Source organism: Luteococcus sediminum, assembly GCF_054783495.1.
In genome coordinates this window covers 14249-29024 of record NZ_BAAGQL010000009.1, presented here as the reverse complement: position 1 = coordinate 29024, position 14776 = coordinate 14249, and the positions used below count along the sequence as shown (strand labels likewise).

16 protein-coding genes are annotated in these 14776 nt (G+C 68.8%); 9 read left to right on the top strand and 7 right to left on the bottom strand.

Going from position 1 to position 14776, the window contains the following annotated elements; translation table 11 throughout:
• The first annotated feature begins 28 nt into the window (after positions 1-28).
• Entirely contained in the window at positions 29-817 is a 789-nt protein-coding gene (locus ACYVKA_RS05845; RefSeq protein WP_394277085.1) for an HAD-IIB family hydrolase, read from the top strand.
• A 108-nt stretch (positions 818-925) separates the two neighbouring features.
• Here the strand turns inward: ACYVKA_RS05845 and ACYVKA_RS05840 are convergent, their stop codons facing one another.
• Positions 926-1516: a LysE/ArgO family amino acid transporter gene (locus ACYVKA_RS05840; RefSeq protein ID WP_460703786.1), complete on the bottom strand. Its 591-nt coding sequence runs from the start codon at positions 1514-1516 to the stop codon at positions 926-928.
• A 69-nt stretch (positions 1517-1585) separates the two neighbouring features.
• Between ACYVKA_RS05840 and ACYVKA_RS05835 the strand changes: the two genes are divergently transcribed.
• A complete protein-coding gene (locus tag ACYVKA_RS05835; RefSeq protein WP_460703784.1) occupies positions 1586-2509 on the top strand; it encodes a LysR family transcriptional regulator ArgP in 924 nt (307 codons plus the stop codon).
• Here the strand turns inward: ACYVKA_RS05835 and ACYVKA_RS05830 are convergent.
• Positions 2501-2644, bottom strand: coding sequence for a hypothetical protein (locus tag ACYVKA_RS05830; RefSeq protein ID WP_460703782.1), 144 nt, complete (start codon positions 2642-2644; stop codon positions 2501-2503). The two genes, ACYVKA_RS05835 and ACYVKA_RS05830, sit on opposite strands and share 9 nt — an antisense overlap.
• 125 nt (positions 2645-2769) lie before the next feature.
• Here ACYVKA_RS05830 and ACYVKA_RS05825 point away from each other — a divergent pair, with 125 nt between their 5' ends.
• From ACYVKA_RS05825 to ACYVKA_RS05815, 3 genes are all read left to right on the top strand, one after another.
• On the top strand, positions 2770-4128 hold the full coding sequence (locus tag ACYVKA_RS05825) for an LssY C-terminal domain-containing protein (protein WP_460703780.1): 1359 nt from the start codon (positions 2770-2772) through the stop codon (positions 4126-4128).
• Between the two features lie 35 nt (positions 4129-4163).
• Positions 4164-4481 (top strand): DMT family transporter, encoded by a 318-nt coding sequence (locus ACYVKA_RS05820; RefSeq protein ID WP_460703778.1) that lies wholly within the window; start codon positions 4164-4166, stop codon positions 4479-4481.
• Between the two features lie 76 nt (positions 4482-4557).
• The gene (locus ACYVKA_RS05815; protein ID WP_460703776.1) at positions 4558-5787 is read left to right on the top strand and encodes an MFS transporter; all 1230 of its coding nucleotides are present in this window, start codon (positions 4558-4560) and stop codon (positions 5785-5787) included.
• Between the two features lie 21 nt (positions 5788-5808).
• Here the strand turns inward: ACYVKA_RS05815 and ACYVKA_RS05810 are convergent, their stop codons facing one another.
• From ACYVKA_RS05810 to ACYVKA_RS05800, 3 genes are all read right to left on the bottom strand, one after another.
• A complete protein-coding gene (locus tag ACYVKA_RS05810) occupies positions 5809-6618 on the bottom strand; it encodes a hypothetical protein (RefSeq protein WP_460703774.1) in 810 nt (269 codons plus the stop codon).
• Positions 6619-6808: 190 nt separating this feature from the next.
• A complete protein-coding gene (locus ACYVKA_RS05805; RefSeq protein WP_394274632.1) occupies positions 6809-6994 on the bottom strand; it encodes a P-loop NTPase family protein in 186 nt (61 codons plus the stop codon).
• A 73-nt stretch (positions 6995-7067) separates the two neighbouring features.
• Positions 7068-7718, bottom strand: coding sequence for a DUF2461 domain-containing protein (locus ACYVKA_RS05800; RefSeq protein ID WP_460703772.1), 651 nt, complete (start codon positions 7716-7718; stop codon positions 7068-7070).
• Positions 7719-7785: 67 nt separating this feature from the next.
• Here ACYVKA_RS05800 and ACYVKA_RS05795 point away from each other — a divergent pair, with 67 nt between their 5' ends.
• Positions 7786-8931: an MFS transporter gene (locus ACYVKA_RS05795; protein WP_460703770.1), complete on the top strand. Its 1146-nt coding sequence runs from the start codon at positions 7786-7788 to the stop codon at positions 8929-8931.
• Positions 8932-9029: 98 nt separating this feature from the next.
• Here the strand turns inward: ACYVKA_RS05795 and ACYVKA_RS05790 are convergent, their stop codons facing one another.
• On the bottom strand, positions 9030-9533 hold the full coding sequence (locus ACYVKA_RS05790; protein ID WP_460703768.1) for an SRPBCC family protein: 504 nt from the start codon (positions 9531-9533) through the stop codon (positions 9030-9032).
• 205 nt (positions 9534-9738) lie between these two features.
• Positions 9739-10980, bottom strand: coding sequence for a L,D-transpeptidase (locus ACYVKA_RS05785; protein WP_460703766.1), 1242 nt, complete (start codon positions 10978-10980; stop codon positions 9739-9741).
• 244 nt (positions 10981-11224) lie between these two features.
• Here ACYVKA_RS05785 and ACYVKA_RS05780 point away from each other — a divergent pair, with 244 nt between their 5' ends.
• From ACYVKA_RS05780 to ACYVKA_RS05770, 3 genes are all read left to right on the top strand, one after another.
• Complete coding sequence (locus ACYVKA_RS05780; RefSeq protein ID WP_460703764.1) at positions 11225-12772, top strand: hypothetical protein; 1548 nt, start codon at positions 11225-11227, stop codon at positions 12770-12772.
• Positions 12773-12837: 65 nt separating this feature from the next.
• Positions 12838-13878 carry an endonuclease NucS domain-containing protein gene (locus ACYVKA_RS05775; RefSeq protein WP_460703762.1) on the top strand — a complete coding sequence of 347 codons (1041 nt, stop codon included), beginning with the start codon at positions 12838-12840 and terminating at the stop codon, positions 13876-13878.
• A gap of 33 nt (positions 13879-13911) precedes the next feature.
• Complete coding sequence (locus ACYVKA_RS05770) at positions 13912-14694, top strand: enoyl-CoA hydratase/isomerase family protein (RefSeq protein ID WP_460703760.1); 783 nt, start codon at positions 13912-13914, stop codon at positions 14692-14694.
• Positions 14695-14776: the final 82 nt, after the last annotated feature.

Below are 14776 nucleotides of genomic sequence, written 5' to 3'. Positions count from 1 at the left end.
CCTTGCACGCTTTTCTCGGGGAGAAGCCATGACCGACCACAATCAGATCACTGCTGACCAGATCCAGATCGTCGCCTTCGACCTCGACGACACGCTGGCCGCCTCCAAGTCGCCGGTGCAGCCCGAGATGGCTCGCGCCCTGGCCGACCTGCTCGCCCGGCGCCCGGTGTGCATCATCTCCGGCGGCCGCTATGAGCAGTTCCAGACCCAGGTGCTCGACAACCTCCCGGCCGACGCCGAGCTCTCGCGCCTGCACCTGATGCCCACCTGCGGCACCCGCTACCTGCGCTTCACCGACGGCGCCTGGCAGGAGGTCTACGCCCACGACCTGGCCGAGGACGACAAGGCCGCGGCCATCGCCTCGCTCGAGGAGCGCGCCAAGGAGCTGGGCCTGTGGGAGCCCGACGAGAAGTGCAAGGGCGAGCGTATCGAGGACCGTGGCTCGCAGATCACCTTCTCGGCCTTGGGCCAGAAGGCCTCGGTGGCCGACAAGCACGCCTGGGACCCCGAGATGACCAAGCGTGGCGCCCTGCGCGATGCCGTCGCGGCCGACGTGCCCCAGCTGGAGGTTCGCTCCGGTGGCTCCACCAGCATCGACATCACCATGAAGGGCATCGACAAGGCCCACGGCATGCGCGAGCTGGAGAAGCAGACCGGCATCAAGCAGGCCAACATGCTGTTCATCGGGGACCGCCTGCAGCCCGGCGGCAATGACTACCCGGTGCTCGAGATGGGCATCGCCTGCCATGCGGTCGAGGGTCCCGAGGAGACCCTGGCCTATGTCCGCGGCCTGATCGAGGACTTCCAGCAGGCCTGATCACCGCCGTGCTCGCAGAGATTGCAGCACATACGGCCACGAAGGACATGTGAACGTGTCGTGGGCCGCCAGGAGTGCATTTCTGGCGGCCCACGGCTCATTCCCGGCTCAGACAACCAGGGTGACTGCCACGGCCAGCATCACGCACCCGGTGAGCACGTCGACTGCTCGCCAGACCGACGGCCGACCCAGCGGACCGGAGAGCATCCGGGCGCCGAAGCCCAGCATCCCGAACCACAGCAGCGATGCCGCCATCGCCCCGGCGGCGAACCACCAGCGCAGCGCGCCGTGGCTGGCGGCGATCGAGCCGAGCATCACCACCGTGTCGAGGTAGACGTGCGGGTTCAGGAAGGTGACGGCCACCACCGTGCCCAGCACCGAGCGCCGGCTGCGGGGCTCGCCCACCTGCAGGGCCTCGCTGCCCGCGGCCGCGCGGAAGGCGCCGATCGCGCTCCACAGCAGGTAGGCCGCGCCCACCCAGCTGAGCAGCCGCAGCGCCCCCGGGTGGGCCTGGGCGATGGCGCCCATCCCGGCGGTGCCGGCCCCGATCAGCATCAGGTCGCCCAGGGCGCACACCGCCACCACCACCCCGACGTGCTCGCGGCGCAGGCCCTGGCGCAGCACCAGCGCATTCTGCACGCCGATGACGATGATGAGCGACAGGCCGGTCAGCAGGCCGGTGAAGGCGGTGGAGAACATGTCGAGAACCCTGTCAGCACAGGGTTCTGAAGACAAACGATGTTTTCTGCATTTCCCTAAGATGTCCTCATGAACACGGACTGGCTACGGACTCTGGTGGCGATCGTCGACGAGGGCAGCTTCGAGGCGGCCGCCGACGAACTGGGCGTCAGCGCCTCGGCGGTGAGCCAGCGGGTCCGCGCCCTGGAGAAGCACGTCGGCCAGCTGGTGGTGCAGCGCACCCTTCCCTGCCGGCCCACCCCCGCCGGAGAGCAGGTGCTGCGGATGGCCCGCCAGGTGGTGATGATCAGCGACGAGACGATGGCCAGCCTCAAGCGTGGCGCCGAGGCCGACGGGGTGCTGCGACTGGCGGTCAATGCCGACTCTCTGGCCACCTGGTTCCGCCCCGTGCTCGCCCAGGCCGCCGGCTGGCCCGACGTGACCCTGCGGCTCGAACTGGAGGACCAGGACCACTCGGCCCGGCTGCTGCGCCGCGGCGACGTGGTCGCGGTGGTCACCAGCGACCCGGTGCCGGTGCAGGGTTGCCGGATCGTCCCGCTCGGCGCGATGACCTATGTGCCGGTCGCGGCGGCCGGTCTGGTGGCGCGCCACGGGGGAGCAGAGGCCCCGGACTGGGCGGCGATGCCGGCGCTGCGCTACAACGCCAAGGACGGCCTGCAGCTGGACTTCCTGCGCCAGTTGGGGATCACCGATCTGCCGCGCCAGCCGCAGGTGCCCGGCTCGGAGGCCTTCCTGGCCGGGGTCGAGGCCGGGCTGGGGTGGGGCATGATCCCCGTCGCGCAGCTGGAGCGCAGGATCGAGGACGGCCGGCTGGTGCGGCTGCCGGGCGCGGCCGTCGACGTCGCCCTGCACTGGCAGGTGTGGAGCATCGACTCGCCGCGCATCGAGCGGCTCGGCAGGGCGGTGCGCGAGGCCGCCGCGGCTCTCACCAGCGGTCGGCCTGTGGCCGGTAGGCCCGCTCCAGCAGCTCCACCTCGCCCCGGCTCAGCGTGACCTCCAGGGCGTCGGCGGCAGCGTCCTCGCCGAGGGTCCAGGGGTTCGGCCCGCCTGTCGGTCGCCGTAGCTCCTGGAGCCCAGCGCGATGCGGCTGACCCGCAGGCCGGTGCTGCCCAGGCGGGTGTACTCCATGGTGTCTTCTTCTCGGTGGCGCGCGGGGGTCGGCGGTGGGAAAGGCTACTGGGACCCGGCGATCAGGGCCCTTGTCCACACCACGTGGGTCGGGAAGTGTCACCGGGCTGCGGCAGGATGGTCCCGTGAACTCCTCGCGCTATCCGGTGCCCCCGGCCCCGCCGGTCTACCGGCACGCGCCGAGCAAGGTCTCGGCGCGGGCGAGCTTCAACCTGTTCGAGCTGATCAGTGCCGGCTTCGTCGTGGTTGCCCTCGGCCTGGCCTTCTGGCTTGCCGCGACGCTGCTGTCCAGTGGCTTCAGCGGGCACCGCGTCCGGCTGCTGCACCTGCTGCTGTTCTGGGCGCTGACCGCCTACCTGGCCCTGCCGCGGGTGCACCAGCTGTTCACCCTGCTCTACCTGCCCGACTACTACATCGGCCGCTCCCGCACCGGCGACGGACTGCTGGGCGACCCGATCAACCTGGCCCTGGACGGCAACGAGCACGACATCGACGCGGCCATGACCGCCGCCGGCTGGACCCGGGCCGACGACCTGTCCATCCGCACCGCCTGGCAGGCGGTGCGCAGTTGGCTGCTGCGCCGCTCCTACCCGGCGGCGCCGGTCAGCGGGCTCTACCTGTTCGGGCGGCTGCACGACTTCGCCTACCAGCAGGAGGTGGACGGCAACACCTCCCAGCGCCACCACGTGCGCTTCTGGCGGGTGCCGCACGGCTGGTTGCTGCCCGGCGGGCACCGGGCGACGTGGCTGGCGGCGGCCAGCTATGACCGGGCGGTGGGCTTCTCGATGTTCACCTGGCAGGTGACGCACAAGATCGACGAGAACATCGACATCGAGCGCGACTACCTCATCGACACGGTGCGCTATGCCGACCCGGCCAGCACAGTGCATGTCATCAAGGACTTCTCCACCGCCTACCACCACCGCAATGGCGGCGGCGACCGGATCGTCACCGACGGCGACATGCCGGTGCTTGACGTCTCCGGCGCGCTGATGCGCGTGCAGCAGGGGCGGGTGGTGCTGCGGGCCCACCGCTACCCGGGCTTCGCCCAGCACGGGGTGCCGCCGATGCCGCTGTGGATCGGCGGTGGCCTGGTGGCGCTGCGCGCCCTGCTGGCTGCGATGGCGTGGGGGATCGTCGCCCTGCGCCCGACCGCAGCCCGGGTGCTGGGCCTGGGGTTGGACCTGCGCACCAGCGGCATCCTGGCGCTGGTCTGTGTGGTGCTGTGGTGGTTCATCGTGGCCCGCAAGCGTCTGGCCTGGGTGGCGCTGATGGCGGTGGCCACCATCGACGCGATCAACCAGCTGGCGGTGCTGTCCGGCCAGGGTGACCTGGGACTGGGGCGGTTGCTGGCCGCGGGCCTGTCGGTGTTGACCGTGCTGGCGGTCAGTTCCCCGAAGGTGCGCAAGTGGGTCTCGCGCGGACGCGTCGACCCCGAGGTCACCCTGCCCGACGGCTACTGGCGGCCGCACCGTCGCTCCTGAGGGCGCTTTCGGGCCGCTGTGTGAGGATGGGCGCCATGGCATGGATCGTGTTGGTGCTCTCCGGGCTCTTCGAGGCGGTCTGGGCGACGGCCCTGGACCGGATGGACGGCCTCTCGCGCCCCGAGCCGGTCATCACCTTCCTGGTGGCCATGACCATCTCGATGGTGGGCCTGGGTTGGGGGATGCGCGAGATCCCCGTCGGCACCGCCTATGCGGTGTGGGTGGGGATCGGTGCCACCGCCACCCTGGTCTGGTCGATCGCCTCCGGCGCGGAGCCTTTCAGCGTGGTGAAGATGCTGCTGGTGCTGGGGATCGTCGGGTGTGTCATCGGTCTGAAGCTGGTCAGCGCGTAAACTGGGCGCAGACACAGGGGAATTCCAGACGCGAGTGAGGCCGGGCCGCGTCCCGTCGACCACGCCCGGAGAGCCCATGACGCAAACCCCTGAGAACCCCAAGAGCACGCAGACCACCCGCGAGCCCAGCCTGCCGCAGGCCGGCGGCTGGCCCTTCCTGCTCACCGCCTTCCTGGGACGCATGCCGTCCTCGATGGTGCAGCTCGGCTACCTGATGGTGCTGGCCCGCGACGGCCGTGGCCTGGCCGTCGCCGGGCTGGCGGTGGCGGCGGTCGGCCTGGGCAGCGCCTTCGGCGGACCCGTGGTGGGGCGCCTGGTGGACCGGCACGGCCCGCTGCGCGTGGTGGCTGGGGCCACCACGATCTCGCTGCTGGCCCAGGCGGGATTCCTGTTCCTGCTGCTCTCCCAGGCCCCATCGGCCGCCCTGCTGGGCTGCGCCGCGGTCGTCGGTGCCGCGAATCCGCAGGTGGGTCCGATCGCCCGCAGCCGCTGGTCGCTGCTGGCCGCACGGCACCGCGCTCCCGGTCTGGTCTCGCGCGCGCTGGGCTACGAGGGGGCCGCCGACGAGACCGGCTTCGTGGTGGGGCCGGTGGTGGCCGGCAGCCTGGTCACCTGGCTGGGGGCCTCGACGGCGACGGTCACCATCATGGTGCTCACCTTGCTGATGCAGGGCCTGTTCATTGCGCACCTGGCCGCGCACCGGGAGGACTGGCGGGCGCTGCCCGAGGCGCACCGGGACCGTCCCGTGGGCGCGGTGGCCGTGCCGTCCTTCACGGTGTCAATGCTGTGGCCGATGTTCGGTTGCCTGGGCGTCGGCACCCTCTTCGGTGCCACCCAGACGAGCCTGACGGCCCTGTTCGACCATCGCGGAACACCCGGGCTCACCGGCCTGGTCTACGGGGCGGTGGGCGTCGGCAGCGGCGTGGCGAGCCTGCTGGTGGGGCGGCTCTCCCCGCGGATCACGACGCCGGTGCGGCTGCTGGGCGGCGGTGCGCTGATGACCGGCGGGGCACTGGCGATGATGCGACTGCCGCAGGCCCCGGTGGCGGCCGTCGTCGCGATCGTGCTGGGCCTGGGGGCGGGCGTGACGCTGGTGAGCTCCTTCACGTGGATGGAGCGGATCGCGCCGCGCGAGCGGATGGCGACCATGATGACGGTGCTGGCCACCTGCATCACCCTGGGCGTGAGCCTGGGCGCGGCCGTCGCCGGACGGCTGGCGAGCACCCTGGTGCACGGCTTCTGGCCGGTGCTGGGCGCCGGGGTGCTGGCGCTGGTGGCGGCGACGGGGATGCGGTTTGGGCGCTAGCCCGTCGCGCTCCTCACACCATCACAGCTTCGGCGGCGGGAAGTCGTCCCAAGGATTCTCTGCGTGCTCGGGTCCGTCGTCGTCGACCACGCCGAGGCTGCGGATGTACTGGTCGAGGTAGGGCAGGGAGAACTCGACGTCACCATGCCCTGATCTCTGGACATAACCGCTGTCAATCAGCCTCTTCTTGTAGACCTGCACGTACTGGTCGCTCTGCCCCATGCGATGGACGATGTCAGCCATCTTCGAGCGCCCCTCGTCCATGGACATGGCCTGGAGGAATTGTTTGTCGATGTCCGAGAGATCGTCATAGACCCGGCTGAGGACACGCGTCTGGATGGCGCTGACCGACTTCTCCACGGAGTGCTGGGGGTCCTCGAGTGAGATCGCGGGGCTGTTGGGGCTGTGGCGCCAGGCGTAGTCGCCGGCTAGCTGGACGAGATACGGGTATCCCTGTGAGACGGCAACCAGCTGCATGAGGGCATCGTCGTCGATGCTCCGGTTGCCGAGCTCCGCTGTCTGTTGCAGAACCTTGCTGGTCTCGTGGGGGCTCAGCCGGCGAAAGTCCATGTCCTTGGACCTTCGTAGGAAGGTGAGGTGTGGTTGCTTGAGCAGTTCGTCCAGATCGATCCGGACTCCTGCGAAGACCACCATGATCTGGGCGCCCGCGGTGAGGGCGTGCTGCACCTCGAGGGCGAACCGGCCAAGCTCCCTGAGGCGGGTGCGTCCGGCTGCTACCTCATCGATGGTGATGAGGATCCCGCCCCGTGGCCCCAGTGCAGCCGACAACCCAACCAGATCGTCCCTCAGGCGGGGTCTGGGCCCCCTCACGCCGCGAAACGTACTCCCAGTTGGCGGAGAACTCCCACAGGGCCACGGAGGTCAACCGGGCACGGTCCTCAGGAGTGAACTGGTTGAGCAGATTGGGGATGCTGGATTCCATCACCCGATCCATCAGCCCGGAGCTGGCGTCATCATGGATCACGAGCCATCCGTGTTCTCGTGCACGGTCCTGCAGGACTCAGAGCAAGGCAGTCTTGCCCGCTCCACGCAGGCCAGAGACGAGTACCGAATGGTTTTCGCCGAAGTCGAGAGTGCGGAAGACCTCGGTGAGCTCGGCGATCTCCTGCTCGTGTCCCCCGTAGACGGCCGGACGCCGTCCGTAGCCGGGTTGGAAGGGGCTGGGTGGAGCTTGGTCTTCCCGCATGGTTATCCCATCTGTTCTTACTTTATTTACTTCCTGGTGTGCGGTGGTCGGGGCCGTACCGCTCGGATGATTGCTAGCCCCGCGACTCCTCGGCATTGCCGACATACTCCTTGAGCCAGTCCATCAGCTCGCGCAGCTCGTCCCAGCCGTCGTTGACGTACTCGGCGGCCTCCGCGGTGGCCATCCAGGCCGGCCGGCCCAGCGGCAGCCGGGCCGAGAGGCTCTTGTGGCGCAGCAGTTCCAGTCGCGGCGCGTCGGGGGCGACGCCGCGGGGGCGGGTGGCGAGCTTCTCGCCGTCGAGCTGGTAGCCGGCCTCGAGCAGGGGCTGCAGGATCGCCTCCAGCTGCAGGCCGGTGGCGTCATTGGTGACGGAGTCGCGGTAGCGCGAGAGCATGTCGCCGCTCATCCAGTAGGTGCCGCCGGCCAGGAAGAAGCCGGTGGCGTCCACCTGGAAGTACCAGCCGGCATAGCTGGAGCTCTTGGCATACAGGCCCTGGTGGGTCTTGTAGGGCGTCTTGTCCTTGCTGAAGCGCACGTCGCGGTAGGGACGGTAGACCTTCGTCTCGCCGAAGGCCGGGCCGACCTCCTCGGCCAGCGCCAGGAAGGGCTGACGGACCAGTCGGTCGTAGTCGGCCTTGTGCGCCTGGAACCACTCCTTGGTGTTGTGCTCCTCCAGCTGCTGGTAGAAGTGCACGGCGTCGAAGGGGATTCCGGTGAAGGCCATGGCGCCAGCCTATGCGGGTAGTCTTGGCCAACGGTGCTGACCGTTTGGTAGGAAAGGTGGCTCGCCCGTGCGACGACATCCTCACCTGGCAGGCTCGGCGATGCTGTGGGGCCTGCAGTTCAGCTTCCTCGCCCCCGCCCTGACCCTGCTGCTGGTGACCCTCTACGGGGTGCCGATGGCCGAGGTCGGCTGGGTGATCGTGGCCTACCAGATCGCCGGGTTCCTGGCCCAGCTCGTCGTCCCCGCCTGGGCCGACCGTCGCGGCGACTACCTGCTGCCCATGCTGCTGGCCGGGCTGTCGACGATCGCGCTCACCATCGCCCTGTGGCTGGCCACCTCGCTGCCGCTGGCGCTGGCCGCGCTGATCGTCTTCGGCGCACCCGCCGGTGCCGGGTCGTCGATGCTCTTCGCCGAGCTCAAGCACCAGGGCGCCACCCTGCCCGAGGTCACCCAGGTGCGGGCCGTCTTCTCCTTCGCCTGGATGGTGGGCCCGCCCGTCGCCACCTTGGTGATCGGCTCCTTCGGGCCACGCTGGCTGCTGGTGGCGATCGCCCTAGTCGCGGCCTGCAACCTGGCGCTGACCCTGGCCATGATGCGTCGCCGCACCCGCGCGGCCAGCCCCGAGCACGTGCTGCAGAAGCCGTCGGGCGCCCCACCGAAGAGGCTCCCGGTGGGCCTGGCGCTGCTGGCGCTCTCGCTCACCGGTGCGAGCAACACCACCGCCGTTGCCGTCATCACCCTGTTCGTCACCGACCACCTGCACGCCGCGCCGCTGTGGGCAGGGCTGGCGCTGGGGCTGTGCGCGACGCTCGAGATCCCCGTGCTGGTGGCCAGCGGGCGCATCGGCATGCACCGCTCCAGGTTCGCCATGGTCACCGTCGGGGCCCTGCTCGCGCTGGTCTACTACCTGGGGGTGCTGGCCACCAGTGCTCCGTGGATGCTCCTGCTGCTCCAGGTTCCCAATGCCGTCTTCATCGCGCTGAGCGAGGGGATGGGGCTGGCCTGGGTGCAGGAGATCGTCGACGCCCCCGGCATGGGCTCGGGGCTGTTCATGAACACCCGACGGATCGGTGCGATCGGTTCCGGTGCGGTGATCGCGCTCGGCTCGTCGGGGTCGGCCGGCATCGCCGGCGTCTTCGTGGTCTGCGCCGCGCTGGCCGCGGCCTCGCTGGTGCTGCTGTTGGTCTCGGGACGGATGCTCGCCCGTGGCTGAGGCCCGGTGCTGCCCGGCAAGCCCTGGTTCTGGTCAGCCCTGGTTCTGGTCAGCCCTGGTTCTGGTCAGCCCTGGTTCTGGTCAGCCCCTGGTTCTGGTCAGTCGCGCCCCAGCAGTTCGTCGATCTGGTTGATCGCCGACGTGGAGCCCTCGATGACGCCCATGTCGAGCACCTGCTGCAGGCCCTCGGTGGTCTCGAAGGTGCAGGTGTAGGTGGCGCGGGTGGCGTCGCTCAGCGCGCCCACCGGGGCCGTCTCGAAGCGGTACTCGTTGCGGCTGGCCGGCATGTCCGGCGCGGGGGTGAAGGCCTGGTCGGTGAAGACGTCGCGGAAGGTGAAGCGACGAAGCGTCTCCACCTGCTCGACCTGCCACGCTCCCGGGAACCTCTCGCCCTCGGGGCTGGTCATGAAGTAGTGCATGCGCCCGCCGGGTCCCAGCTCATGCTCGACGATCGTGGCGGGGTAGCCCTCGGGACCCCACACCTGCTCCAGCTGGCGCGGATCGGCATAGACCTGCCAGACGCGCTCCAGCGGCGCGGCGAACTCGGCGACCATCGTGAGGGTGCGCGCCTCGAGATCACTGTGGGCGCTGGTGACGGGCATGCCGGTACTCCTGTTTGAACGTTCAGAGAGAACAGCAGGATAGGGCATCTGGACCAAGCCTTTGGGGGCGTGGTGGTCGCCCCCTGGCAGGGGCCGGGGCCCAGGCTCGATCCGGTCTCCGCGATCCCTTGCAGGTCAGGAATCGACTGGTTTGGTCGGTTGTTTTGGAGGTCAGCTGATTGACAGCCGGCCCTCGCGGCGCGGATCAGCGCAGCGCCGACTTCGCGCGCCACTGCTCCCAGCTGAGGTCCCACTCGCTCCAGCCGTTGCCGTCCTCCAGCGTGCGGTCCGAGCCTGTGAAGACCACCGGGTCGCCGATCTGGGCGGTGGTGTAGACCGAGTACATCGAGTCATTCGACAGGCCGATACAGCCGTGGGAGGCATTGCGCACGCCGAAATTGCCCTCGTTCCACGGGGCCGAGTGGATGAACTCGCCCGAGCTGGTCACCCGCATGGCCAGGGCCGCCTTCACCTCGTAGCCCTCGGCCGAGTCCTGAGCGATGCCGGTGGTCTCGGAGTTCATCGTGATGTTCTCCGCCTTCTCCATCACCACCTTGGTGCCGGAGCGGGTCCTGAAGCCGGGCTTGCCGGCCGTCATCGGCCAGGTGCCGACCGGCTTGCCGTCGCGCAGCCAGGTGATGGTGTGCTTCGCGATGTCGACCGTGCCTTGCTGGTCCTTGCCGATGGTCAGCTCCAGCGTCCGGTTCAGCTGCCCGAAGCGGCCCTTGCCGGCATCGACGCCGTTCAGGTTCGCGTCCAGGGTGACCTTGGTGCCCGGCTTCCAGTGCTGCTTGGGGCGCCAGTGCACCGTCTGGTCGTCGAACCAGCCCCACGAGCCCTCCTGGGCCGGCACCGACGTGACGTGCATGTTGCGCTCGAACTCGGCCTTGTTCGTCACCGGGGTGTCGAAGTGCACCACGACCGGCTGGGCGACGCCGAAGGGGCCGCCCTGCACCGGGGTGAGGGTCGGGAAGACCTCGTTCACGCGGTAGACCTGAGCCGTGGTGAAACGGGTGGTGCTGGACCTCGTGGCGCCGTCGCTTCCGGTGGCGGTGGCCTCGACCGTGTAACGGGCACCCGGGTCCAGACGGCTCCTGGCCGTCCAGGTGCCCCTGTCATCGACCTTGCCGGTCACCGGCACAGCGTTCCTGCCCTCGGCGGTGGAGGTGACCCGGACGTCGCTGACCTTGCCGCCCGTGGCCGTCACCCGCAGCAGGGTGCTCACCGGGACGTCGGTGGCGCCGGAGCGGACGTTGGTGGTGAGGGTGAGGGGTGTGGTTGGGGTGGTGGAGGCTTGGGCGGAGGCCGAGGCCTGGGCCGAGGCTGGCACCGATGGGCTGGCCTGCGGCGACGTCGCATCCGTGTCCGATCCCGTCGTCGCGCAGCCGCCAGCGGCCAGGACCAGCAGCATGCCTGTGGCCAGATGACGCCCGGGGGATGTGCGCATGGTGATCTCTTCGGCTCGATGGGGTGGTCGAAGAGGCCAGTCTTCGACGCGGCAGGGCCACCTGGTTGGAAGTCGGGGCGGTTTTGGGTGATCTTCAGCTGGTGGTGCGGCACTTCAGGAGGCCCTCAGGACAGGTTGAGCGAACCCCATCCCGACAAGGAAGATAATGAGTGACATCCCACCTGTTGCTCGCGTGCAGATCCGGTTCCCCCCACCCGCGCGGGCATTTCCCCGAGGAGAAGCCGTGACCGACCAGTCCCCTGATGTGCCCACCGCGACAGACCAAGAGCCCCGCGCGAGCTTGGTCGAGGTGAATCCAGGCCTGGCAGTGCTCTTCGCGGACGAAGCACCCGCAGGACTGGAGCTGATGCCTTTCGACCTGCTGGGCGATGAGGCGAGTCGCCGCCTCACCGATCAGCTGTCAGTCGCCGTGGGTGCCGGCAATGTGGGAGCCGCCGCGGCGGCAGCTGCCGCAACCATGCCGATGGGGCTCGTCCAACTCGCCCCCGAGACGATCAAGGCTCTGGAGACGGCGGCGCCACTCACCTCGGGCGGTTGGAACCTGGGTGTCCTGACCCAAGGAGGCCAGTTCTCGCAGCAGATCCGATGGGCCCCCGTGGCCGGGCCGCAGGCCACCCAGGTGCTCTCCTCGCTCGGCCCGGCAGCGGTGCTGCTGGCGGTGCAGATGCAACTCGCCTCCATCTCGCGACGGGTGGACGAGGTGATCGACCTCACCCGTGGGGTCCTCGAAGCCATCCACCAGGACCAGTGGGCCGCACTGCAAGGGTTGCGGGACACCACCATCGGAGCGCTGCGTGAAGCCCAGGCCGTCGGGTTCGTGAATGACCACATCTTCACCAGGATCGGCTCGAAAGAGGCAGACCTGCGCAAACAGCAGCACCTGTTCCTCTCACTGGTGACCGCACACCTTCGAGAGCTCGACGCCGATGCCGCCAAGCGCCGTGACTACCTGGTGAAGAATGCCCGCCAGATTGCCGCCGACGCCCAAGGGCTGCTCATTGCCGAGGGTTCCTGGTACCGCTACCAGGTCTTGCGGGCAGCGCACATTGCCCATGACGTGGAGCACGCCGTCGAGAACGAGAAGCTGCTGCAGAAACTCGTCGACGATGCCGAGCGCGGACACACGGAGGCGTTGGCGGAGCTGACCGGGCTCCTGTCGGAACTCGAGCGGCAGTGTCATCTGGCAGCCGAACTGGGAGGGGGAGGAATCCGCGCCAAGGTCGCTCCTTCCAAGACACTGGCCGCGTCGATGGAGATGGCCGAAGTCCTCGCCGGACGGGTCGCGGCGCTCCAGGGCAGTGAACGTCCCGTCATGGGTGCCCTCCGCCCATCCCTTGCCGGTGTCGAGAAGGAAGTACCCGAGGAGGTCTTGCGCATCCTTCGCTGGTTGGTGCCCTTTGACGACGAGTTGGTGGCAATCGCCGACGTGAACCTGGACCGCGTGGTGGGGGGAAACGCCTGGCTCGGCGTCACCAAGGCCCAGCTGTTCATCTCCTCCCACCGGGCCGTTCGCAGTGAAGGCCTGCTGGAGCACGTCATCAGGCTTGATGACGTGCGTTATGTGCGCTTCCGGGAGCGCGGCAAACAGGGGCCGTCGCTGGACGTGATCACCAAGGATGTGGACTTCCACCTCACCTTCGACTCTTGGGCTGCCTCTTCCGGTGGTCTCGAGAAGGCACGACGGATGGCTGCCTGCCTTGCCGCGGCGATGAACCTACCCGAGGCGGAACTCGTGCCGCCCGTTTCGTTCGATGAGGTGGAGGGTTGCTGACCATGCCGTTGGAGATGGGGCTCTGGCGCGTCGAGGGTGACAGGCCGCGACGCATTCCTGCGACGATGCTGCCACTGGAGAAGGACCTGGAGGACTTCCTGTGCCACGACCCGTCCTTGCTGGGCGAGAGACTGCTGATCATCGGCCGGCAAGTGCCGACGAAGCAGGGCAAGTTCGTCGACCTTCTGGGGATGGACGCCGACGGTGACATCCACGTCCTTGAACTGAAGCGGGACAAGACCCCGCGCGAGGTCGTCGCCCAGGTCCTCGACTATGCGCAATGGGTGAGCACCCAGACGCGCGAGGACATCCTCGACATCGCTGCGGCCCATCTGGGCGGGAAGCTCTCCGAACGCTTCGATGAAGCCTTTGGGAGCTCACTGCCGGAGCAGATCAACCAGAACCAACGCATGTTGATCGTGGCCACGCAGCTCGATGATTCCAGCGAGCGCATCGTCGGCTACCTCAGGGACTTCGGCGTGCCGATCAATGCTGTCTTCTTTGCCTACTTGGAGGATGGCGACCACCGATATCTGGCCCGGTCCTGGCTGGTGGACGAAGTGGCGAATCCGTCCCGGCAGCCAAGGTCCTCCACGAAGGCGGACTGGAACCAGGTTGACTGGTACGTCGCATTTGGCGAGGACGGCGGCAGCCGCGACTGGGAGGACGCGCGCGAGTTCGGGTTCGTGAGCGCGGGAGGCGGCTCCTTCTACACGCGAACCATCCGGAAGCTCGCGCCAGGGGCAAGAGTCAACGTACACATCCCGCAGCGCGGCTATGTGGGCGTTGGCATGGTGACGGGTGAGCCCGTTCGTTTCGACCGGGCAGAGGTGACGGTGGATGGGGAACGCCGGCAGCTCCAAGGGGCAACGAAGGGTCACTACCGGCATGCGGAGGCCCCCTCGGTGACCGAGGACGATGACCTGGCCGAGTGGGTGGTGCCCGTCGAGTGGTTGGAGACGCGCTCCCGGGAGGACGCCCTGTGGCGCAAGGGGATGTTCGCCAACCAGAACTCGGCCTGTCCACTGCGTGACGAGTTCACCTTGAACCAGCTCAGGGAGCACTTTCGTGAGGCGCTGGGGGAAACCGGGCCAGTGGCGGGATGATGGCCACGAGCTGACGAGACACAGGGGGAGCACATGACACAGCAGGTTCGGATCGAGGTCTCCGGGACGGTGGCGCAGCTCGTGCTGTGCGCCCCGGCCTCGGGCAATCGCGTGGACGTGGGATTTGCCGAGTCACTGGCGCGCGCCGTGGAGGTGGTCGATGCCGATCCTTCGGTGCGGGCGCTGTGGCTTCGCGCCGAGGGCGAGCACTTCTCCCAGGGTGCCGATGTGCGCGCCTTCCACGAGCGCGGCGACGAGCTGCCCAGTGCGGTCGTGGAGCTCTTCGAGGCGCTGAACCCCGCGCTCGAACGGCTCTGGGCGCTCCCGGTGCCGAGCGTGGCGCAGGTGCAGGGCTGGTGCGTGGGCGGTGCGCTGGGCCTGGCGTCGATGGCGGATGTGGTGGTGGCCGGTTCGGGGGCGCGTTTCCGGGCGGCCTTCACCGGCCTGGCGATCCCCAACACCGGCGGGTCGACCCTGGGATTCGCCTCCCGGATGGGCATTTCCGCGGCGAAGCGCTTCTGCCTGCTCAACGAGGCGATGGATGCCGAGCGGGCGCAGCGCGCAGGGCTGGTGGATGTCGTGGTGGACGAGACGGAGCTGGACCAGACTGCCCGTGAGCTTGCCGAGCGCCTTGCCGCCGGCCCGACGCTCGCCTATGCGGGGATTCGCCGGAACTTCGCGCGCGTGACGACGAGCCTCGCGGACAGTCTGGCCGATGAGGCGGAGTCGGTGCGGGCCTGTGCGGGATCCGAGGACGTCGCCGAGGCGGTTGGTGCGTTCAGGGAGAAGCGACGGCCGGGGTTCCGGGGACTGTGATCAATCCCAGGTCATCCACGAGTCTCCCCTTCTCCACCCGTTTTCGTCGCTAGGATCGCAGCCATTCCCAGCCAGCCCAGGA

Bases quoted from the DNA above. Each gene is read 5' to 3' on its own strand.
- ACYVKA_RS05830 (WP_460703782.1), bottom strand. From the start codon at position 2,644: ATGGAGTACACCCGCCTGGGCAGCACCGGCCTGCGGGTCAGCCGCATC.
- ACYVKA_RS05770 (WP_460703760.1), top strand. From the start codon at position 13,912: ATGACACAGCAGGTTCGGATCGAGGTCTCCGGGACGGTGGCGCAGCTC.
- ACYVKA_RS05790 (WP_460703768.1), bottom strand. From the start codon at position 9,533: ATGCCCGTCACCAGCGCCCACAGTGATCTCGAGGCGCGCACCCTCACG.
- ACYVKA_RS05845 (WP_394277085.1), top strand. From the start codon at position 29: ATGACCGACCACAATCAGATCACTGCTGACCAGATCCAGATCGTCGCC.
- ACYVKA_RS05785 (WP_460703766.1), bottom strand. From the start codon at position 10,980: ATGCGCACATCCCCCGGGCGTCATCTGGCCACAGGCATGCTGCTGGTC.
- ACYVKA_RS05815 (WP_460703776.1), top strand. From the start codon at position 4,558: ATGACGCAAACCCCTGAGAACCCCAAGAGCACGCAGACCACCCGCGAG.
- ACYVKA_RS05835 (WP_460703784.1), top strand. From the start codon at position 1,586: ATGAACACGGACTGGCTACGGACTCTGGTGGCGATCGTCGACGAGGGC.
- ACYVKA_RS05800 (WP_460703772.1), bottom strand. From the start codon at position 7,718: ATGGCCTTCACCGGAATCCCCTTCGACGCCGTGCACTTCTACCAGCAG.
- ACYVKA_RS05805 (WP_394274632.1), bottom strand. From the start codon at position 6,994: ATGCGGGAAGACCAAGCTCCACCCAGCCCCTTCCAACCCGGCTACGGA.
- ACYVKA_RS05820 (WP_460703778.1), top strand. From the start codon at position 4,164: ATGGCATGGATCGTGTTGGTGCTCTCCGGGCTCTTCGAGGCGGTCTGG.
- ACYVKA_RS05775 (WP_460703762.1), top strand. From the start codon at position 12,838: ATGCTGCCACTGGAGAAGGACCTGGAGGACTTCCTGTGCCACGACCCG.
- ACYVKA_RS05840 (WP_460703786.1), bottom strand. From the start codon at position 1,516: ATGTTCTCCACCGCCTTCACCGGCCTGCTGACCGGCCTGTCGCTCATC.